Source organism: Deltaproteobacteria bacterium, from assembly GCA_019308925.1.
Taxonomy (GTDB): domain Bacteria; phylum Desulfobacterota; class B13-G15; order B13-G15; family RBG-16-54-18; genus JAFDHG01.
In genome coordinates, this window is record JAFDHG010000021.1 from 1 (window position 1) to 18,591 (window position 18,591).

General features: G+C 50.2%; 22 protein-coding genes and 2 tRNA genes. 15 read left to right on the forward strand and 9 right to left on the reverse strand.

Annotated elements, in window-relative coordinates; translation table 11 throughout:
* Nucleotides 1-311 precede the first annotated feature (311 nt).
* From JRI46_04795 to JRI46_04810, 4 genes are all read right to left on the reverse strand, one after another.
* Complete coding sequence (locus JRI46_04795) at nt 312-797, reverse strand: periplasmic heavy metal sensor (protein ID MBW2038904.1); 486 nt, start codon at nt 795-797, stop codon at nt 312-314.
* Nucleotides 794-1,222 (reverse strand): hypothetical protein, encoded by a 429-nt coding sequence (locus JRI46_04800; GenBank protein MBW2038905.1) that lies wholly within the window; start codon nt 1,220-1,222, stop codon nt 794-796. The genes JRI46_04795 and JRI46_04800 overlap by 4 nt, the downstream gene beginning before the upstream one ends.
* A 2-nt stretch (nt 1,223-1,224) precedes the next feature.
* Nucleotides 1,225-1,818, reverse strand: coding sequence for a sigma-70 family RNA polymerase sigma factor (locus JRI46_04805; GenBank protein ID MBW2038906.1), 594 nt, complete (start codon nt 1,816-1,818; stop codon nt 1,225-1,227).
* An 85-nt stretch (nt 1,819-1,903) separates the two neighbouring features.
* Nucleotides 1,904-2,341: a periplasmic heavy metal sensor gene (locus JRI46_04810; GenBank protein ID MBW2038907.1), complete on the reverse strand. Its 438-nt coding sequence runs from the start codon at nt 2,339-2,341 to the stop codon at nt 1,904-1,906.
* Nucleotides 2,342-2,754: 413 nt separating this feature from the next.
* On the opposite strand from JRI46_04810, the gene JRI46_04815 reads away from it, so the two are divergent.
* From JRI46_04815 to JRI46_04830, 4 genes are all read left to right on the forward strand, one after another.
* On the forward strand, nt 2,755-3,261 hold the full coding sequence (locus JRI46_04815; protein ID MBW2038908.1) for a YkgJ family cysteine cluster protein: 507 nt from the start codon (nt 2,755-2,757) through the stop codon (nt 3,259-3,261).
* The gene (locus JRI46_04820) at nt 3,191-3,856 is read left to right on the forward strand and encodes a hypothetical protein (protein ID MBW2038909.1); all 666 of its coding nucleotides are present in this window, start codon (nt 3,191-3,193) and stop codon (nt 3,854-3,856) included. The genes JRI46_04815 and JRI46_04820 overlap by 71 nt, the downstream gene beginning before the upstream one ends.
* 82 nt (nt 3,857-3,938) lie before the next feature.
* On the forward strand, nt 3,939-4,838 hold the full coding sequence (locus tag JRI46_04825; GenBank protein ID MBW2038910.1) for a glycosyltransferase: 900 nt from the start codon (nt 3,939-3,941) through the stop codon (nt 4,836-4,838).
* On the forward strand, nt 4,819-5,430 hold the full coding sequence (locus JRI46_04830; protein ID MBW2038911.1) for a hypothetical protein: 612 nt from the start codon (nt 4,819-4,821) through the stop codon (nt 5,428-5,430). Before JRI46_04825 ends, JRI46_04830 begins: the two co-directional genes overlap by 20 nt.
* 91 nt (nt 5,431-5,521) lie before the next feature.
* Here the strand turns inward: JRI46_04830 and JRI46_04835 are convergent, their stop codons facing one another.
* The 4 genes from JRI46_04835 to JRI46_04850 all read right to left on the reverse strand — a co-directional run bounded on the left by JRI46_04835 (nt 5,522) and on the right by JRI46_04850 (nt 6,500).
* Nucleotides 5,522-5,857, reverse strand: a complete 336-nt coding sequence (locus JRI46_04835; protein MBW2038912.1) for a type II toxin-antitoxin system PemK/MazF family toxin — start codon at nt 5,855-5,857, stop codon at nt 5,522-5,524.
* Nucleotides 5,858-6,106, reverse strand: a complete 249-nt coding sequence (locus tag JRI46_04840; protein MBW2038913.1) for an AbrB/MazE/SpoVT family DNA-binding domain-containing protein — start codon at nt 6,104-6,106, stop codon at nt 5,858-5,860.
* Nucleotides 6,107-6,330: 224 nt separating this feature from the next.
* Nucleotides 6,331-6,408 (reverse strand) — tRNA-Glu (locus tag JRI46_04845).
* 16 nt (nt 6,409-6,424) lie between these two features.
* Nucleotides 6,425-6,500: transfer RNA gene (locus JRI46_04850), tRNA-Lys, on the reverse strand.
* Between the two features lie 452 nt (nt 6,501-6,952).
* On the opposite strand from JRI46_04850, the gene JRI46_04855 reads away from it, so the two are divergent.
* From JRI46_04855 to JRI46_04905, 11 genes are all read left to right on the forward strand, one after another.
* Nucleotides 6,953-8,104, forward strand: coding sequence for an inositol-3-phosphate synthase (locus JRI46_04855; protein MBW2038914.1), 1,152 nt, complete (start codon nt 6,953-6,955; stop codon nt 8,102-8,104).
* Nucleotides 8,105-8,263: 159 nt separating this feature from the next.
* Nucleotides 8,264-9,148 carry a sugar phosphate isomerase/epimerase gene (locus tag JRI46_04860; protein ID MBW2038915.1) on the forward strand — a complete coding sequence of 295 codons (885 nt, stop codon included), beginning with the start codon at nt 8,264-8,266 and terminating at the stop codon, nt 9,146-9,148.
* On the forward strand, nt 9,145-10,080 hold the full coding sequence (locus JRI46_04865) for an ATP-binding cassette domain-containing protein (GenBank protein ID MBW2038916.1): 936 nt from the start codon (nt 9,145-9,147) through the stop codon (nt 10,078-10,080). The genes JRI46_04860 and JRI46_04865 overlap by 4 nt, the downstream gene beginning before the upstream one ends.
* Nucleotides 10,077-10,847 (forward strand): ABC transporter permease subunit, encoded by a 771-nt coding sequence (locus tag JRI46_04870; protein MBW2038917.1) that lies wholly within the window; start codon nt 10,077-10,079, stop codon nt 10,845-10,847. The genes JRI46_04865 and JRI46_04870 overlap by 4 nt, the downstream gene beginning before the upstream one ends.
* A 4-nt stretch (nt 10,848-10,851) precedes the next feature.
* A complete protein-coding gene (locus JRI46_04875; protein ID MBW2038918.1) occupies nt 10,852-12,246 on the forward strand; it encodes a GldG family protein in 1,395 nt (464 codons plus the stop codon).
* Entirely contained in the window at nt 12,243-13,991 is a 1,749-nt protein-coding gene (locus JRI46_04880) for a DUF4340 domain-containing protein (protein ID MBW2038919.1), read from the forward strand. The genes JRI46_04875 and JRI46_04880 overlap by 4 nt, the downstream gene beginning before the upstream one ends.
* Before the next feature lie 6 nt (nt 13,992-13,997).
* On the forward strand, nt 13,998-14,390 hold the full coding sequence (locus tag JRI46_04885; protein MBW2038920.1) for a hypothetical protein: 393 nt from the start codon (nt 13,998-14,000) through the stop codon (nt 14,388-14,390).
* Nucleotides 14,391-14,395: 5 nt separating this feature from the next.
* Complete coding sequence (locus tag JRI46_04890) at nt 14,396-14,815, forward strand: TraR/DksA family transcriptional regulator (protein ID MBW2038921.1); 420 nt, start codon at nt 14,396-14,398, stop codon at nt 14,813-14,815.
* A 133-nt stretch (nt 14,816-14,948) separates the two neighbouring features.
* Nucleotides 14,949-15,239, forward strand: coding sequence for a co-chaperone GroES (gene groES, locus JRI46_04895; GenBank protein MBW2038922.1), 291 nt, complete (start codon nt 14,949-14,951; stop codon nt 15,237-15,239).
* A gap of 25 nt (nt 15,240-15,264) precedes the next feature.
* On the forward strand, nt 15,265-16,899 hold the full coding sequence (gene groL / locus JRI46_04900; GenBank protein ID MBW2038923.1) for a chaperonin GroEL: 1,635 nt from the start codon (nt 15,265-15,267) through the stop codon (nt 16,897-16,899).
* Nucleotides 16,900-17,192: 293 nt separating this feature from the next.
* Nucleotides 17,193-17,465: a 30S ribosomal protein S20 gene (locus tag JRI46_04905; protein ID MBW2038924.1), complete on the forward strand. Its 273-nt coding sequence runs from the start codon at nt 17,193-17,195 to the stop codon at nt 17,463-17,465.
* 86 nt (nt 17,466-17,551) lie between these two features.
* Here the strand turns inward: JRI46_04905 and holA are convergent, their stop codons facing one another.
* Complete coding sequence (gene holA, locus JRI46_04910) at nt 17,552-18,580, reverse strand: DNA polymerase III subunit delta (GenBank protein ID MBW2038925.1); 1,029 nt, start codon at nt 18,578-18,580, stop codon at nt 17,552-17,554.
* Nucleotides 18,581-18,591: the final 11 nt, after the last annotated feature.

Genomic DNA, 18,591 nt, shown 5'->3' on the forward strand with positions numbered 1-18,591 from the left:
TGAGGGATTGAAGGCCCAGATGACCCTTTATCAATCGTATTTTAACCTTGTTCGGCCTCATCATGGATTGAAGCTTTGTATTCCGCACAGTGATAATGGTTTGCGAAAATGGCAACATAGAACACCAGCCATTGCCGCAGGCTTAACAGACCACACTTGGTCTTTTAAGGAACTTATGACTAAAAAGATTTTTATCAACCATTAAAGGGTCATGACCTATTTTTGTCTTACTGCAAAATCAATGCGTTTTAATGGGAGAAGCTGGGGGTCATCTTTCATTATTCCTGCTCAAGAGGTCCTTGCAGCGCTTCTTACGGAGTGACCCTACTGCGTTTTAAAGGACCTTTCCGATGTGGAGGTCCGGCTTCTAGGGGTGGTGGGGGGTGCATGAGATGGTCAGCGAGCGCCTTCCGTTCCTCCTGATTAAATTGCTTGGCCAATTCTGTAGTCGCATCTGCCAATCGCTGCATCATTCGACAACGGAGCTGGTGCAGTTTTGCGACTTCACTTTGATACGCGGCTTCATCAAATTCGGGTGCGGTCAAGATCAGGAGGGTCCTCTGTCGCGCTTCTCTCATTTGTCTGTAGTTGCCACGATTCTCCCCATGCACCCGTTTCATTGTGGTGAAAAACAGCTCCTGTTTATCGGGGGGCAGCTTCACTGCAAACTCACGTCCATGCCGTCGAAAAAAACGTTCCCCACCTACGCGATGGGATATATTCCCGATGATAACGCCGACAAGCAATGCATTGAGGAGCAGGGAGCCAATGATCAGCATTTTCGTCTTGTTACTCACAGCACCTCTCCTTCATAGTAGAGAAATTCTTGTAAATTTGTTTGCGGGTCTTCGGCCACTAACGACCCCATAGGATTTACAAACCCTATAATAAATCCGATGATCAGGACAGCAATCACGGTCAGTGCCCATCTCCGCAGACCGAATCCCGCAAGGAGCTCTGAGAAGACTGTGCCGAGACTCTGCGATGTGCTCTTTTGGTCTCGCAACGAGGCTGAGATAATTCGCTGTGCCAACGTACTTCGTGGTTCTTTATAGCTTCTGCTCTTGAGAACGCTCTCAAACTGTTCTTGATCCGCTCGTAGTGCCCGAAGCTCAGAAGAGTCTGCCAGTGCCTCTAACGCTGCCCCTCGTATATCTTCTGGCCACTGGTGCACATCAGCACCATACACCAGCAGGTACTTTTTGAACTGCTTACCATCCATTGTCATAGTAATCCTCGGTCTACATAGTGTTTAACTTTTTCCTTCAAATTCGTTTTGGCGCGCATGAGAAGGGATTGCAATGCCTTCACCTTGACGCCAATGATCTCGGCTGCTTCTTCATTGCTTAATCCTTCGTAAAAACAGAGGTTAAGTGCCAGTTGCTGCCGTATCGGAAGCTCCCCTATGAAACGATCAAGCAGCGCCTGTTGTTGTTTTTGATGTACTAATACCTCCTGTCCTGGCTGGTTATCTATGAGCTCTCTGTCTTCGGGCATGGTTACTGGCCGTTGTTTCTTGTTGTGATCCAAACAGAGATTGGTGACGACCTTGTAAAACCACGTGGTGAATTGAGCCTTTCTGCCTTGATTCCAAAGCTCCGGTCTGTGCCATAGCTTGAGGAACGCCTCCTGAACAATATCCTCTGCATCATTTTTGTCAAATACAAGCCGATACGTGATGCGGTAAAATTGCTTCGCGTGACGATTGACAAGCGCTGCGAAGGCTCCATGCCTTCCTTGCTGTATATGATGGAGTAGCGACTCATCATCGAGATCGGGAAAATGCGTATCGACGGTGCTGCTCTCTTCCGCTGTCATATTCTGCCAACAGAAACATGATGCTTGTGAGGGTGATGCATACACCCTCACAAGCATATATCTCTTACATATTTGCCGCTTGAGGTCAACGGGCGAGCCGTCTGCCGTGATGACCACCGGGTCCGGGTGGAATCAGTTCCGCCAATAGGGTTCGCTCTTCCTGCGTAAACTGTGTTGCCAGCTTCACAATTGCTTTTTCCCTCGCTTCGCGCATCTTTTCATGCAGTTTATGTACTTGTTTCGTCTTTTTAAGGAACAGAGTTTTATCAAACTCAGGTGCGGTGAGTATATCTTTTATTTCCGCACGGAGTTTTTCAATTTGCTCCCTCATGTTCTTTGTTTCCTCCCTGGCTTCCCGTATGGTGCGATGGAACAACATCTCTTTATCTTCCGGAAGCTGAGATAAAATTTCATGTGGTGGTTTGTGAACGCGACCATGTGAGCGGTGACCATTGAAGGCATAAGCTATTGAACACACAGACACCCCTACTATCAATACCGCAATTATTATCTTTTTTTTCATTATTCTATCCTCCGTTATGTTTTCAAAGTTTGCAAGCATGCTTACATGAACTGATACGAATGAAAGTACAAAAGCCTTCGTTGTCTTTTCAGATTTTTTGAGTCAATTTTCAAGTGGTTACTAGAACAAGAAGGGATTATATCTTTATTTGTGACTTTTGCAAAGGCATTAACATTAATCTTTGATTGCCCTCCGCAATTCTTGCTTAATCAGTTTGTCCTCCTCTGTAATCCCTCTACCTTCCAGCCCCCCAAGGGGCCTTTTTATTGCCCGGGGATGGGTACCATGATAAATTAGTTAATAAGGAAAGGGTTTCATTTCAACTTCAAAGCACCATCGGACGTCGAATATTTTATCAGGCGGCAGGAGGTGAACAGGCCCTGACATCAGCAATGAAATGAGGGCGTTATTTTATGGGTAGCGAGCCCTGGTACAAAAACGGACTTCACTTCGAGTGCATGCGGTGCGGGAACTGCTGCAGCGGATTTTCCGGTACGGTTCGCGTCACCGATGAGGAGATTGCGGCGCTCTCGCAACGTCTCGGTTTCCCTGAGGCCGAGTTTCGGAAACAATACACTCGCCCCCTGCGAGGTGGAGACATCAGCCTTATCGAGAAGCCGAACAGGGACTGCATCTTCTTTGATAATATACATGGGTGCACGGTGTACACTGACCGTCCTCGACAATGCCGGACGTGGCCATTCTGGCGCTCAGTCGTCTCCTCACCGAAGCGTTGGGAAAAGGAGGCAGAGAACTGCCCTGGGATAAACAGGGGCCCGATCTATACCCCCGACTTCATCAAGCAGATGAGTGAACACGACGGAATCTCGGACACCTTTCCTGAGCTGAGTGATAATCTCGTGGAGGCCCCTACCAAAGGGCTGCCATCTGTCAGCCCAGCTCCCGCTAAAAAGAGATGAATTGCGCTCCTCCTCGGTGACAATTTTTGATTTTGCCCAGCGCGAACTGGATGCTTTCTACACTCCTGATTTGGGGGAGTTTCTTGCTAAGGGCCGTGTAGGACCCAGTATATTTGCATCCTTTCTGCCCGCTTTCTCGGCGGCAATGATGCACAGTTCTGGTTTGATTCTCAACGACGCAGCGGCTTTGTTCCTGGCGCCAGACGGGGGAGGAAAAACCACGGTAGTGAGACATTCGACCGCTGGGACTACTATCTTATGTGACGATCAGAACATCCTCAAGAAAGGGGGTGATGCAGTCATTGTATATAGCACTCCTTGGGGATTGTACACGAACGGTCCTAAACAGGCTAGGTTAGGAGGGCTCTTCCTACTGGAACAGGCGGAGCATTTTAAATTGATCCCTTTAAAACCGGTGGACGCACTGGAATACTTGTGGTACGAGCATCAGGGCCGCCTTTTCCTTCCTAGAAGCCTCAGGACACGGGCCTTTGAAATCCTCTACGATATCTGTTACCAGGCCCCCGTGTATCGGATGCGCTTCCCGAAGGATTACGTGGACTGGGATGTCATTGACGCCGCTATGGCGAGATAGATGGCATTTTGTGTCATTCTGAGTGAGCGGAGCGAGCGAGGAATCTCGTTCCGTTCGTTTTCCTCTTTTAGAGATTTAGTCCATGAAGATGTCTAGCAGCGGTAAAGCCCTGGTGAGCGTTTGTATACCATCCTACAATGCTTCCAGGTACATTGGGGAAACGATAAGGAGCGTTCTGGATTCTACATACTCAAATCTGGAGATCATCATCAACGACGATGTTTCTACGGATAAAACGAGAGAAATCGTCGAGTCCTTTAGCAATAGAAGGGTTTGCTTCTTCCAGAATGAAAGTAATTTGGGGGTGCCCAAGAATTGGAACCGCGTCTTGGAAAAGGCATCGGGAGAATTTGTTGGACTGCTGAACCACGACGACCTCTACGGTCCGTTTTGGCTTACATTTGCGGTTCACGTGTTGGAGAAGCATCCACACGTTGGCTGGGTGGCAACAGCGTTTCGCATAATTGATGACAAAGATCAAACGCTCGATGTTGTGTCACGCCTTGCCGAGACGGGGGAATATAGCCGTAACGAAGCGTTCCTCTGCGTAGCCAAATTGGATGGATTAGGACCAGGGTACATTGCCCGACGAGAAATCCTGGAGGAAGTTGGCTACTACGACGAGGTTGCCGGTCCTAGTGCTGACAACGATCTATTTCTCCGCTTGGCGTCGAGATACCCCCTTTATTATTCCAACTACCCTCATGCTGCCTGGCGATTGCATGCCGACAATCTAACGCACAGATGGGGGCCTATTGAGCAGACCACCGAAGGCCTTAGAATGCTGAACAAGATATTCAGCAACGATGCCCTTCCGGAAGAACTACGCAAACATAAGAAGTCTTGTTATATCTACTATTACCATAAGGTGTTAGTTGGGATCAGGGAGTTGCTGAAGAAAGGCGATCTTGAGACTGTTCAACATCTTATTCGCCTCTTGTATACTAACGGATACAGGGATAGTGAGATTAATACCGGATAAGGATAACATCCGCTTCTACCGTGGTCGCAGTATGGGGGGTACCTTTTGCCTCGGCGATTGCCTAAGGGTGGCACCTGTATCCCTGATTGACGTCCGTCTTGGTGACGTCGTAATGTATAGGGGGACTAATCATCAGGGCGAAGCGGATGAGCTGGTGCACCGGGTGTTGGCTGTGGTGCCGGGTGGGCTGGTCACGCGTGGTGATAATAACCCCTGCGCCGACACAACCTTAGTGACCGCAGACAACCTGTTGGGGCGGGTGACGCACATCGAGCGTGATGGCAAAATGCTACCAGTGCGTGGCGGACGATTGGGTCTGCTACGCTCCCAGATCTTTCACGCCCGACAACCTGTCTGGAGATTGATCAAGTGCGTGGTACGCAGGCCTTATCGCTGGTTGCGAAAAAGCGGCTTTGTCGCCCGAGTGTGGCAGCCATCTATGGTGAAGGTATGCCTGATTACTGAGAAGGGTCCCTTGGTCAAGTACGTCTGCGGGAGGCGGACGGTGGCGTGTTGGTGGCCAGAGAAGGGTCTTTTCGAATGCCAGAAGCCTTATGATCTTGTGCTTCGGCGTGAGGATCTGGCTAACTAGGTTTTACTATCTGGATCACTTTGAAATCACTGGAGCCGGCGGGGAGGGTCGAACTCTCAACCTACTGATTACAAAACGGTTGTTAGGCACCCTAGTATATGCAGGCATCCAAAATACCGAGAACCTCATTTAATATTTTTAAAGGTGCTTTCTCAACATATTTGACTTTTCGGCTTACGAAATCAATAGATTTGACTTGTTCAACCATAATATACCCGGTTAGTGATGGCTGATCGGGTATCTTCACGTGGAATGGGAAGTTCCGGTAGGTATTCGTGATTGGACACACAATGGCAAGACCTGTGTGCTTATTAAACAGGGTATTACTTATTACCAATGCAGGTCGTCTGCCCTTTTGTTCATGACCCAACTGGGGATAAAAAGTTACTATAATAAAATCCCCCTTTTCGGGAGTATAATTAGGCATTTACCATTCTTCCTTTCCAACAGGAGGACCCCAATCAACTTCTTCAGTTCGATAATCCTTTGGTATTTTTGATACCAGTTCTTTGAGATCGTAGGTATTTCGCAGCTTATTCACTGCTTCTACGATGATTTTTCCATCTTGAACAGTAACATTCACTTCGTCACCCACATTGATTTGACTTTCCTCAAGGATAGTCTTTGGAAATCTCAAACCTTGACTATTACCCCATTTTTGTACTTTGGTTAGCATCCCCTTCTCCTTTAAAATTGATGTTTATACTAAGTATATACATTGTTGTTAATAAAGTCAAAAGATATTTTTTGATAATACGAGGTGATATGGAGTTTATTACCAGAAGATCACCGGGCCTAAAAAATGGCAGCATACTGTTTCCTCTTAAGATAAACTTTTGGTTCATTTTTTTGGTATAGTTTTTCAACCTGCCTAGCGGAGTGAACTAACTATAAAATAATTGGCGTCCCCAAGGGGATTTGAACCCCTGTTGCCGGCGTGAAAGGCCGGTGTCCTGGGCCAGGCTAGACGATGGGGACCCTTAAAGACAAAATTTGGTGGGCCGTGCTGGATTCGAACCAGCGACTCTCTGCTTAAAAGGCAGATACTCTACCTACTGAGTTAACGGCCCTATTTATCAGACCCTCCTGGGGTTTTCCCCTCACCCTGCCTATATAAAATACAGAATTCAAGGATTCTAAAGGTTGAAAACCCTTAAGAGCAGAAATCTTATAAAGGCCCAAATTTACCGTGAAGTATCTCCATGGTGAATTATAGCAGGGTACATTAAACTTTTAAAGCAAAAATTTCTTTGTCAACCCCCTTCACGATACCCAAGATACTGACTGATTTTATAAGAAAGTCATTAAAAAAGGGTCCAAAGATTCATCTCATAGGGGGTCTAGGGGTCCAGGATTCTAGTGAAAGACAAACCCCTTGAATCCTGTATCTTATGTGGGCTGGGGAGGAGGTGAACCTGCTAAATTTGACCTTGACAAGAGTAGAGATGGGGATTATTTTATTCAAGTTTCTTTGAAAAGGAATACTTCTTTTATATTCATTTATTCTTTTAATAAAAAGGGGGTGTTAAAAGTGGAGGGAAAGATCAGAGTGGCCATTGCGGGGGTGGGCAACTGTGCTAGTTCCCTAATTCAAGGGATTGAATATTATAGACATAGCGAGGAGGCCAACCCCCTGGGGTTGATGCACTGGGAGGTGGGGGGATATCTGCCAGGTGACATAGAGGTTGTCGCAGCGTTTGATATAGATGAGAGGAAGGTGGGTAGACCCCTTCATGAAACGATCTTTGCTCCTCCCAATTGTACCAAGGTTATCTGGGCTGACATGCCTCCCAGCCAAGTGATCGTGCAGATGGGGCCGGTGTTAGATGGGTTTTCCGAACATATGAAAGATTATCCAGAGCACAGGACCTTTGTGCTAGCAGATGAGAGGCCATGTGATGTGGTTAAGGTCCTGCAAGAGTCAGGGACTGAGATATTGATGAACTATATGCCTGTGGGGTCAGAGAAGGCCACTAGATTTTATGCCGAGTGCTGTCTGGAGACAGGGGTAAGTCTGATCAATTGTATGCCTGTCTTTATCGCCTCTGACCCGAATTGGGCCAAGCGGTTTGAGGAGAGAGGGATTCCTATTATCGGCGATGATGTCAAGTCTCAGTTAGGGGCGACGGTGTTACATCGCACCATAACGAGGCTCTTTGAAGAACGAGGGGTGAAATTAGAAAGGACGTACCAGTTGAACGTGGGTGGGAACACAGACTTCCTCAATATGCTTAGCCGTAGTCGTCTGATATCCAAGAAGATATCCAAGACCGAAGCGGTGCAATCGCAGTTGGACATCCCCTTGGATGATGAAAATATTCATATCGGCCCCAGTGATTATATACCTTGGCAGAATGATAATAAGGTATGTTTCATCCGCATGGAGGGGGCAGGGTTTGCTGGTGTACCGTTGAGCATTGAACTTCGCCTCTCTGTAGAGGATTCCCCCAACAGCGGAGGTATGACCATTGATGCCATCCGTTACTGCAAGATCGCTAGGGAACGGGGTGAAAAGGGAGTCTTAATTCCCATATCCGCCTATTCAATGAAGCATCCCCCGATTCAGATGGATGAGAAGGAGGCGAGGATGTTGATCGAGGAATTCCTGCTTGAGGGGGAGATGAAGGTGGGGGAGGAAATAAAGGAAGGGACCTTAGTTACCCGAGTGGCCTAGGGCTTTGACCCAGCCGGGCAAAAATGAGTGTAGCCCTTAGATCCGCGCCTGTGGGTTGACGTGGTAAATGGGGGAGAAAGGATTAAGAACTCTCTGGTGGGGGAGAGAACTTCCCCCCACCTTTTTACTTCACTTTACCGGGGTCCCGAAAGGGAGTTTATGGAGAGATTGTGGTCCAGAGAAAATTTGGGGATCGCCACCTTCCCCCTTATGGAGGAGGGGTTGGAAGGGTTTATGGCCCTCGCTGCCTCCCTCAGGTTAAAGTATGTGGAGATAAGGAGTGAAAGGCCTTATGCCTTACCCCAGGACATAGGCAAAAAAGAATCGGAGAGCATAGGGAAAAAGCTCGTCTCCCTTTCTCTGGAGCCCGTCATCCATAGTGCCGTCTACGACATCAACCTGGCCAGCCTGAACCCATTGATCAGAAGGGCATCCATCCGTCAGACGGTCGAGTCCATAAGGTTCGCCGCGAAGATTGGTGCAAAGATAGTGATCATCCACCCCGGTAGGCTCCCCAAGGATTACCCCCCGGCGTATCTGAAGAACTCCCGGATCAATCTCCTGACCAGTCTCAACGTGATGGCGAGGATGGCGGGCCGCATGGGGGTGATGCTTGCCATAGAGAACAGTCCGCGGGGGAGGGCTCATCGATTGGTCGCCAACCCCCAGGAACACCTGTACATCTTGAAGAGATTGGGGTCTCCTCACCTGGGGGCCCTACTCGATTTAGGACATGCCCACACCTGGGGTTTAGACCTGCGGGAGTATATAAGGTCCTTGGCCGAATATATCCTCCTCTTTCACCTCCATGACAACCGAGGGGGAGTTGATGAGCATCTCCCCTTGGGGAAGGGAAATCTCGACTTGAGGGGTGTTGGAGAGCAGATCCAAAGGTTGGGCAAGCGCCTTCCTCTGATCTTGAGCATGCGCCGAAAGGGAGACATTGAGGAAAGCATAAAGTTTCTGGAGAGGATGGGGAAGGGAAGGGGATGGGGCAGGATCTTGGGCAAAAGGGGGTCTCTGGTCACGGAGGTGGGTGGATGATAGAAGTAGAGGGTCTGACCAAATATTACGGCAACTTGCCTGCGTTAAAGGATGTTACCTTTCGGGTGCAAAAGGGGGAGATCCTCGGTTTTTTGGGACCCAATGGGGCGGGTAAGACGACTACCATGAGGATTCTCACCTGTTTTATCCCTGCCTCTGAAGGCAGGGTCAGTGTGGCGGGGTATGATGTATGGGAAGATCCGGTGGAGGTAAAAAAGAAGATTGGCTACCTCCCGGAAAATGTCCCTCTTTATACCGATATACCGGTTGAGACCTATCTCTTATTCGTGGCCGAGGTGAAGGGGGTGGCCAAAAAGGAGAGGAAAGGGAGGATCGGGGAAATTATGGAGCATTGTGGCGTCACAGAGGTGGCCCATAGGTATATAGGCAACCTCTCCAAGGGTTATAGACAGAGGGTGGGTATCGCCCAAGCCTTGGTGGCCGACCCCGAGGTCTTGGTCTTGGATGAGCCAACTTTAGGTCTGGATCCCAAACAGATCGTGGAGATTCGGGAGATGATCAAGGGCCTTGCGGGGGAGAAGACGGTGATCCTCAGTACTCATATCCTGCCCGAGGTGAGCATGACCTGCGAGAGGGTGGTGATCATCAATGAGGGAAGGGTGGTAGCGGAGGATAGGCCGGAGAACCTCACCTCCCAACTCCAGGGATCTTCCAAGATCTCCCTGCAGGTGGAAGGGCCCAAGAAGAAGGTTATCTCGGGGCTGAAGGGGATCCCCGGTGTACTGAAGGTGGAGTTTAAGGGGGGGGACGCTGCCAGAGTGGGGAGTTATTTGATCGAAAGCGAAAAGGATATCAGGAGGGAGTTGGCAAGAGAGGTGATAGATCAGGGGTGGGGGTTGTTGGAACTCCGGCTGATGGGGATCAGCCTAGAGGATGTCTTTGTCCAACTAGTGACGGAGGAGGAGAAATGAAGAGGGTCTGGGCGGTGTGGAAAAAGGAGCTAAGGAGCTATTTTGTCTCCCCCATAGCCTATGTGGTCTGCACGGGTTTTTTGGTGATCACCGGCTATTTCTTTTACAACAATATCATCTACTATGGCATATTGAGCCTCCAAGCCCAGAGCAATCCCTATATGATCGAGCATCTAAACGTCACTGAGATGGTGATATACCCCATCTTTGTCAACGCCAGCATCGTGTTTATCTTTTTAGTGCCGCTTTTAACCATGCGTCTCTTCTCGGAGGAGAAGAAGGCGGGCACCATAGAGTTCCTTTTGACCTATCCTGTTCGAGACATTGAGGCCTTGCTGGGGAAGTTTGGGGCCTGTCTCTCCATCTATCTCCTTATCTTGGGCTTGGATTTCTTTCATCCCCTTATCGTTGCAGCCTTTGGCAAGCCTGAGTTGGGCCCCTTGATCTCAGGTTACCTGGGACTTTTTCTGCTGGGAGTGGCCTTCATCTCTTTTGGGATCTTTGCCTCTTCCCTTACCGAGAACCAGATTGTGGCGGCAGTGATCACCTTTGGGGGAATTCTCCTCTTTTGGGGGCTCGGATGGTCAAAGGACTTGGTGCCTACCCTTCTGGGGGATATCCTGGCCCATCTCTCCCTGTTGAATCATCTGCGGAGCTTCGCCAAAGGGGTGATAGAAGTCAAGGGGGTGGTATATTATTTGAGCTTTTCTTTCTTTTTCCTTTTTTTGACCATGCGGTCCTTAGAATCAAAGAGATGGAGGGGTTGACAAAGTGAGATTCAAAGACATAGAGTTGAGATCTCTTTTCCCGCGGTCCATCAGATATGGAGCCAATGTCTTTCTCCTCACCATCTTTCTGTTGGGGATACTGGTCATCATCAATGCCCTCTCTGCACGACACAACATAAGGTTTGATCTCACCAAGACCAAGCGTTATACCCTCTCTCCCCAGAGCGTAAAGGTCCTTCAAGGGTTGAAAGAAGAGGTGAAAGCCATCGCCTTTTATCGAGAAGGAGAGGCGGCCAGGAAAGGTGCGGAGGATCTCTTAGAGCAGTATGCCTACCTCTCGAAGAGATTTAAATATAAGTTTATCGACCCCGATCGACACCCGGGAAAGGCCAAAAAATACGAGATCACCTCTTATGGGATCGTGGTAGTAGAGTGTGGGGGTAAAGAGGAGAAGGTCTTCGATCTGACTGAAGAGTCCTTTACTAACGCCATCATCAGGGCCACACGGGAGGGGAGAAAGATCATCTATTTTCTCCAGGGCCATGGGGAGCATGCCCTGGACGACGTCCAGAGAAGTGGTTATAGCTTAGTCAAGAGAACTATTGAGGACCAGAACTACAAGGTGAAAACCCTGCTCTTGCTGAGGGAGAAGGGGGTCCCTCAAGATGCAGCCGTTTTGGTCATCGGTGGCCCACAAAAGGACCTCCTCCCCCTGGAGATAGAGGATATCAAAAAGTATGTAGAGCGCGGGGGAAAGCTCCTGATCATGGCCGACCCTTATTCAGGCCAAAATTTGAGAAGATTCCTCGATGGATATGGTCTGCACCTGGTGGATGATGTTATCATTGACAAGCTAAGCAGGGTCTTAAGCGGTGACTATCTGACCCCCGTGGTATCTCTCTATGAGAATCACCCTATCACGGGGAACTTTCGCGATGCCTCCTTCTTCCCGGTGGCCCAGTCCATCACCATAGATAGAGAGCCCCCGGGGGGTATAGAGGTGGCCTCCCTGGCGAAGACCGGGCCTCAGAGTTGGGGCGAACTAGATAGGGAGAGGTTAGAGAAGGGGGAGGCCACTTTCGAAGAGGGGCGGGACAAAGAGGGGCCGCTGATTGTGGCGGCGGTATCCACCAAACGGGTTGAGGCCAAGGGTGGAAAGGGGAAGAAGGCGAGGATTGTGCTCTTTGGCGACTCCGATTTCATTACCAATACCTACTTCGGCATCTCCGGCAACGGTGACCTCTTCCTAAACGCCGTGAGCTGGCTGGCAGAGGAAGAGGACCTGATCGCCATCCGCCCCAAGCCCCCTAACATAACCCCCATTATACTTAGTCCTTCCCAGGTAAGGTGGGTCTTCTGGCTTGCCGTGGTGATCCTGCCCGGAGCCGTCATATTGGCAGGGGTCTTCATCCTGGCCAGGCGCAGGTGGAGGAGATGAGCTGGAGAAAGACCTTAATCTTCGGCGTGGTCCTATTAGGCCTCGCGGCTTTTTATTACCTCTATGAAATCAAGTTCCTGGGCGAAAGAGAGGAGGCCCAGAAGAGGGCAAGGAAGGTCTTCGCCATCAAGAAAGAGGAGGTAAGGGACATCCTTCTCAGGATGAAAGGGAAGGGATATGAGATATGGAGAAAGGGAGAGGATTGGGTTATCCGATATCCTCTTAAGGCCCGAGGGGATAAAGAGGTCATTGAGAGGCTGCTGGACGATCTCCTCAAAGCCGAGGAGGAAAGGATGCTCGGAGAAAGGGGGGAGGAGTTGAAGGCCTTTGGTCTCTCTCCGCCCCGGGCTGAGATAGTCTTGAAGGGGGAGGAGAGGGAAGGGGCAGTCCTTATAGGTGGGGAAAACCCTGCCCATACGGCCGTATATGCCATGAGAAGAGGGGAGAAAGATGTCTTTCTATTATCGCTGCACCACTGGTTTCAAATTGACAAGAAACTGTACGATCTGAGGGATAAGACAATCCTTTCCTTCGACCTCCAAAAGGTGAAGGGCATGGAGGTGACTTATAGGGGGAATAAGCTCCGCCTCAAGAAGGAAGGGCAGGAGTGGAGGATGATCTTTCCTGTGGTGGCCAAGGCGGATAAAGATGCCATAGTGCTTCTGCTGGAAAAGCTCAAAGATGGGCGAGTAAAAAAGTTTGTAGATGAATCCCCTGGGGCCCTCCGACCCTTCGGCCTCCTTTCCCCACATGCTGAGGTATGGATCGACGAGGAGGGGAGAAAGGGGATAAGGTTCGGAAGGACCGACCGGCGGGAAGAAGGGGTCTATGCCCAGGTGGCCGGGACCAAGAATGTGTTCTTGGTGGACATATCGGTGGCTTCTCTCTTGCCCAAGGAGGCCTATGACTGGCGTGATAAGAAGATATTCACCTTTGACAACACCCAGGTGACTAAATTGGCCCTCCGCTATAAGGGTGCGGAAGTCGTCTGCGAGAATGTAGGTCCTGACCAGTGGGAGATAAGCTCCCCTAAGACTAAGAGGTTCAAGGCAGATCCAAATAAGGTGAATGGCTTCCTTTGGGACCTGAAGGGGATCAAGGTAAAGGCATTTTTGCCCTATAGGCCGGGCCACAAGGTGAACTATGGTTTCAGTCCCCCCCGGGGGGTGGTAAAGGTAAGGCTGAAGGGTGAGGAGAGACCGACCACCCTGATCATCGGGAGGATTCTGCAGGGGAGGGCGGATCGGATCTACGCCAGCAAGGAGGGGGAGAAGGAGGTCTATCTGTTGGCTAGGTCCTCCTTGGAGATCTTCCAAAAGTCGATCAAGGCATTTCAATACCGAAAGATCCTCTCCTTTGAGAGGGATAAGGTGGAGGAGATAGAGGTATGCTCCCCCCAAAGGAAGGTCTTATTGGCAAAAAAGGGAAAGGAGTGGAGGTTGAAGATCCCAGAGGGTGAGATAGAGGGATGGAAGGCCACCTCCCTCCTCTGGCATTTAGAAGACCTAGAGTATGAGGATGAGTTAAAAGGGGCGGATAAGCTGAACCTATGGGGTCTGGACCCTCCCCTTTATAAGGTAAGAATTTGCTTAAAAGGGGGAAAGGAGGTTTCCCTTTACATGGGCAAGGAGGTGCCCCAGATAAAGGGGAGGATATATGCCCTGAATCCCGCTGAGAACAAACCCTACATCATCAAGAAGGAGTTTATAGATACACTGAAGAAATATTTCTTTGAAGCCCTATAGTGTCCTATGTCCAAGCTACCCGATCCCCTTAAAAGGAGGGATATCCTTTATGGGCAGAACCCCCCGGTAGAGGCCTTAAAGGAATATGGCGAACTCTATCTGCAAGAAGGCAGGCCGAACGATGCGGTTGAATTTTTTGGCCAAGCGCGCTATAAAGAGGGACTTCTGCGCATACGGGAGATAGCCCTGGAGGAGGGGGACCTATTTCTCTTCTCCCGTGCTATGGAGTTCTTGCAAGAGGAGGTCTCTCCCGATACCTGGATGAAGCTGGGAAAGAAGGCCCTGGAGAAGAGTAAATATCTCTTTGCCCTCAAGGCCTTTGAGAAGATTGGCGACAGGGAGGGGATCGCTGAGGCCAGGGAGAGACTGGGGGAGATCATGAAGGATAAGGAGACGTAATGGGGATGTCGAAAGGGGATAAGGAGAGGAAGGGAGAACTGAGGAAGATGCTCGTCGAACTCCGAAACGAGATCTTAAACAAGATCGCCCAGGATATGGGGGCCAAATTGGGTGAGGACCCCAGGATGTCCACTATATCCACTATGGACATCGGGGATTTGTCCCAGCTCGATCTGGATGGGGATATAGATTACACCATCTTGAATATGTATATAGAGAGACTGCGAAATATAGAGGATGCCCTGGATCGATTGGAGGAGGGGACCTATGGCTACTGCGAGGACTGTGGCAGACCCATCAAGCTGGAGCGGTTGAAGGTCCTTCCCTTTACAAAGTACTGTGTCCAGTGTCAGGAACAAAGGGAGAAGATTGGGCAGGAGAGCAAGCTCAAGAAGATGAAGAGGGGGGAGGAGTTCGAGCTGTAGGGTGAGGGTTTTTTGGTGACCCCCCTTGACAAAAGGGGGAGACGTAATTATATTTTCAGAGATTTTTGAGACTTAGAAATTATACCTTTTTGACAGGGATATGGAATAAAAAAGAAAGGAGGAGGTTTGTACCATGAAGATCATACCTTTGCAGGACAGGGTCTTGGTCAAACGTCTTGAGGAGGAAGAGGAGACCAAGGGGGGGATTATCATTCCAGATACTGCCAAAGAAAAGCCGATGGAAGGTAAGGTCGTCGCCGTGGGCAAGGGGAGGGTAAAAGAAGATGGCACCGTCATCCCCTTGGACGTCAAGGCAGGAGATAAGATATTATTTAGCAAGTATGCGGGTACAGAGATAAAGATAGATGGTGAGGAACACCTTGTTATGCGTGAAGACGACATATTGGGGATCATCAAAGACTAAATTTGAGCAAAGGAGGTAGTATACGATGGCTGCCAAAGAAGTAAAGTTTAACCAGAAGGCGCGCGATGCCATCTTGAGCGGGCTTGATGTCCTGGCCAACGCCGTGAAGGTCACTTTGGGGCCTAAGGGTAGAAACGTGGTCTTGGAGAAGAGCTGGGGTTCTCCAACAGTTACCAAGGATGGGGTTACCGTGGCCAAGGAGATCGAGTTGGAGGATAAATTTGAGAACATGGGTGCCCAGATGGTCAAAGAGGTGGCCAGCAAGACCAGCGATGCGGCGGGTGATGGGACCACTACCGCCACTGTGCTCGCACAGGCCATCTATCGCGAGGGGGTTAAGGTAGTGGCCGCTGGGGCCAGCCCCATGGACGTCAAGAGGGGGATCGATGCAGGGGTAAAGACAGTGGTGGAGGAGCTAGAGAAGATGAGTAACCCCACCAAAGAGCAAAAGGAGATCGCCCAGGTAGGTACCATCTCGGCCAACAATGACGAGACCATCGGGGAGATCATCGCGGAGGCGATGAGCAAGGTAGGCAAAGAGGGGGTTATTACCGTAGAAGAGGCCAAGGGGATGGAGACCACCCTTGAGGTGGTGGAGGGTATGCAGTTTGACCGCGGCTATCTCTCCCCCTACTTTGTCACCAACTCGGAGAAGATGGAGGTCGATCTAGAGGACTGTTATATCCTGATCAATGAGAAGAAGATCAGCAACATGAAGGACCTGTTGCCCCTGTTGGAGCAGATCGCCAAGATAGGCAAGCCCCTTTTGATCCTAGCCGAGGACGTGGAGGGAGAGGCCCTCGCCACCCTGGTGGTGAACAAGATCAGGGGTACCCTCAAATGCGCCGCTGTCAAGGCCCCTGGCTTTGGGGATCGCCGCAAGGCCATGTTGGAGGATATCGCTACACTCACTGGTGGACGCATGATCTCCGAGGATCTGGGGATCAAGTTGGAGAACGTAACCCTGGATGACCTCGGCAAGGCCAAGAAGATCCATATCGACAAGGACAATACCACCATCGTAGAGGGAACTGGCACGAGAGATGCGATAGAGGGGAGGGTTAAGCAGATCAGGGCCCAGATAGAGGAGACCACCTCTGACTACGACCGTGAGAAGCTGCAGGAGCGGCTGGCCAAGTTGGTCGGTGGGGTGGCGGTCATCAATGTGGGCGCAGCTACTGAGACCGAGATGAAGGAGAAGAAGGCTCGGGTGGAGGATGCCCTCAATGCCACCAGGGCTGCTGTGGAGGAGGGGATCGTCCCGGGCGGTGGGGTGGCCTACCTAAGGTCCATCCCCACCCTGGAGAAGCTCAAGCTCGAGGCTGATCAGCAGATCGGGGTGGACATAGTAAAGAGGGCCTTGGAAGAGCCGCTGCGGCAGATCGCGGAAAACGCCGGCAAGGAGGGTTCCGTAATAGTGGAGAAGCTGAAGAGCGAAAAGGGCGCCTATGGCTTTGATGCACAAAAGGAGGAGTTCACCGATATGATGAAGGCGGGGATCATTGATCCCACCAAGGTGGTCAGGTTTGCCCTACAGAACGCCTCCAGTGTTGCCTCCTTGCTGATCACCACCGAGGCCATGGTGGCTGAAAAACCCAAGAAGGAGCAGCCAATGCCCCCGATGCCACCCGGTGCCGGCGGCATGGAAGGTATGTACTAAATAGAGTCCAAAGAAGATGAAGGGCCAGTTTTCCTAATGAGGGAAACTGGCCTTTTCTGTATTGGTGGGAAAGTCCTTGACAGGAAGTGGAAAAAGGGTTAAATAATTTATCCTTAAAGAGCTTGTTGAAAAAGTGATTTTCCGCAGGCTGTTCAAAAATGTTCAGATGCAAGGCCCTCGAAATCCTGAGGAGTGAGGCGTACTTGAACGTACGCCGCAACGACGAAGGATGAGAGAAACGCGGCAGAGGGGTGTTTTTCAACTGCCTGTTAAGAGAAAAAAGGAGGTACCCTTTGGCTGTCCACAAATCTGCCCTTAAGAGGACGAGGCAAAATATCATCCGCCGCAAGAAAAACCGCCACATCAAAACCACCATTAGGACCATGACCAAGAGGGTGAGGGAGGCGGTTCAGGAAAAGGATGCGGCCAAATCAAAGGAGACACTGGCCCATATTATCCCCCTCATCGACAAGGCGGTCAATCAGGGGGTGCTCCACTGGAGGAACGGGGCACGCAAGATTTCTCGGTTGACTAGATTGGTGAACTCTGTTGGGTCAGGGTCTTGATGGGCGATAAAGATTTACTATTCTAACAATCCCTCCTTCGACCTTACTTCGGCCTTACTCCATGAAACTCCCAATAAGGACGACCTTTATGAAGGTTTACACAGTCTTATGACCAACCCCTCCAAGAGAAGCCGTCTGGACAGCGAGCTTCTCTTTAGGTTCATGTCCGTCTCCCACAGGTTCAATAGAGTGCTCTGCAGATTCTCAGTGGAGAAACTTCTTGCCTGAACGGACAATTCTCTGAGGTAATAAGGGTTGGAGACTCCCAGCCTCTTCCTTATCTCTTTTTCTCCTGCACCTTCTGCCAGGACTTCCTTCGTCATCAGGAGGTGACGGAACTGCCGAGCGATCATCCCCAAGATCTTCAAATGGTGTTCTCCGCTTTCCCATATCTTCCCGAGACTTAGAAGGGCCCTCTTGGTGTCCCTTTCCCCTATGGCCTTGGTGAGCTCAAAGATGCTGGTGACCTTTAATTCGGATACCACCCCCTCCACATCCCCTAACTCTATTCGCCCCTTATCCCCTACGTAGAGGGAGACCTTAGACAGTTCGTTTTGTATCCCTTGTAGGTCTCTGCCGATAACCTCCTGGAGGTACTCCGATGCCTCAGGGGATATCTCCTTCCCCAATTCCCTGGCAATCTTGCGGATCCAATGGGGGATCTCACCCTGAGGAGGCCGCCTCAAATGAAAGAGGCCTTCTTTCACCTCCCTTAGGTTTAGGAATCCCGTTGCCATCCCCTCTGCGATGAAGATCAAAGATGTAGTAGGAGAGGGGGATTTTAGGTAAGGGAAGAAGGCCTCTAGCTCGTGTTGGCTGTACTTATTGGCATCCTTGACCAGGACCACCCTGCGCTGAGCCAAAAAGGGGAGGGTGTTACAGGCACCAATGACCTCTTGTGAAGGGGCCTCCTCGGCATAGCAAGATTTGAAATTGAGTTCTCTGAATTGTGGGGGCAGCAGGGTTGCCAAGATTTCCCCTACGGCCTTCTCTATCAGGTAGCCCTCATCCCCGTAGAGGAGATAAAAGGGGCGGGTCCTTCCCCCGGCCAGTTCTTCTTCTAGGTGTGTAAAGTCTGTCTTCAGGGCCTTAAACCATTCTAAACAGCGTTGCAAATTGAAAAATG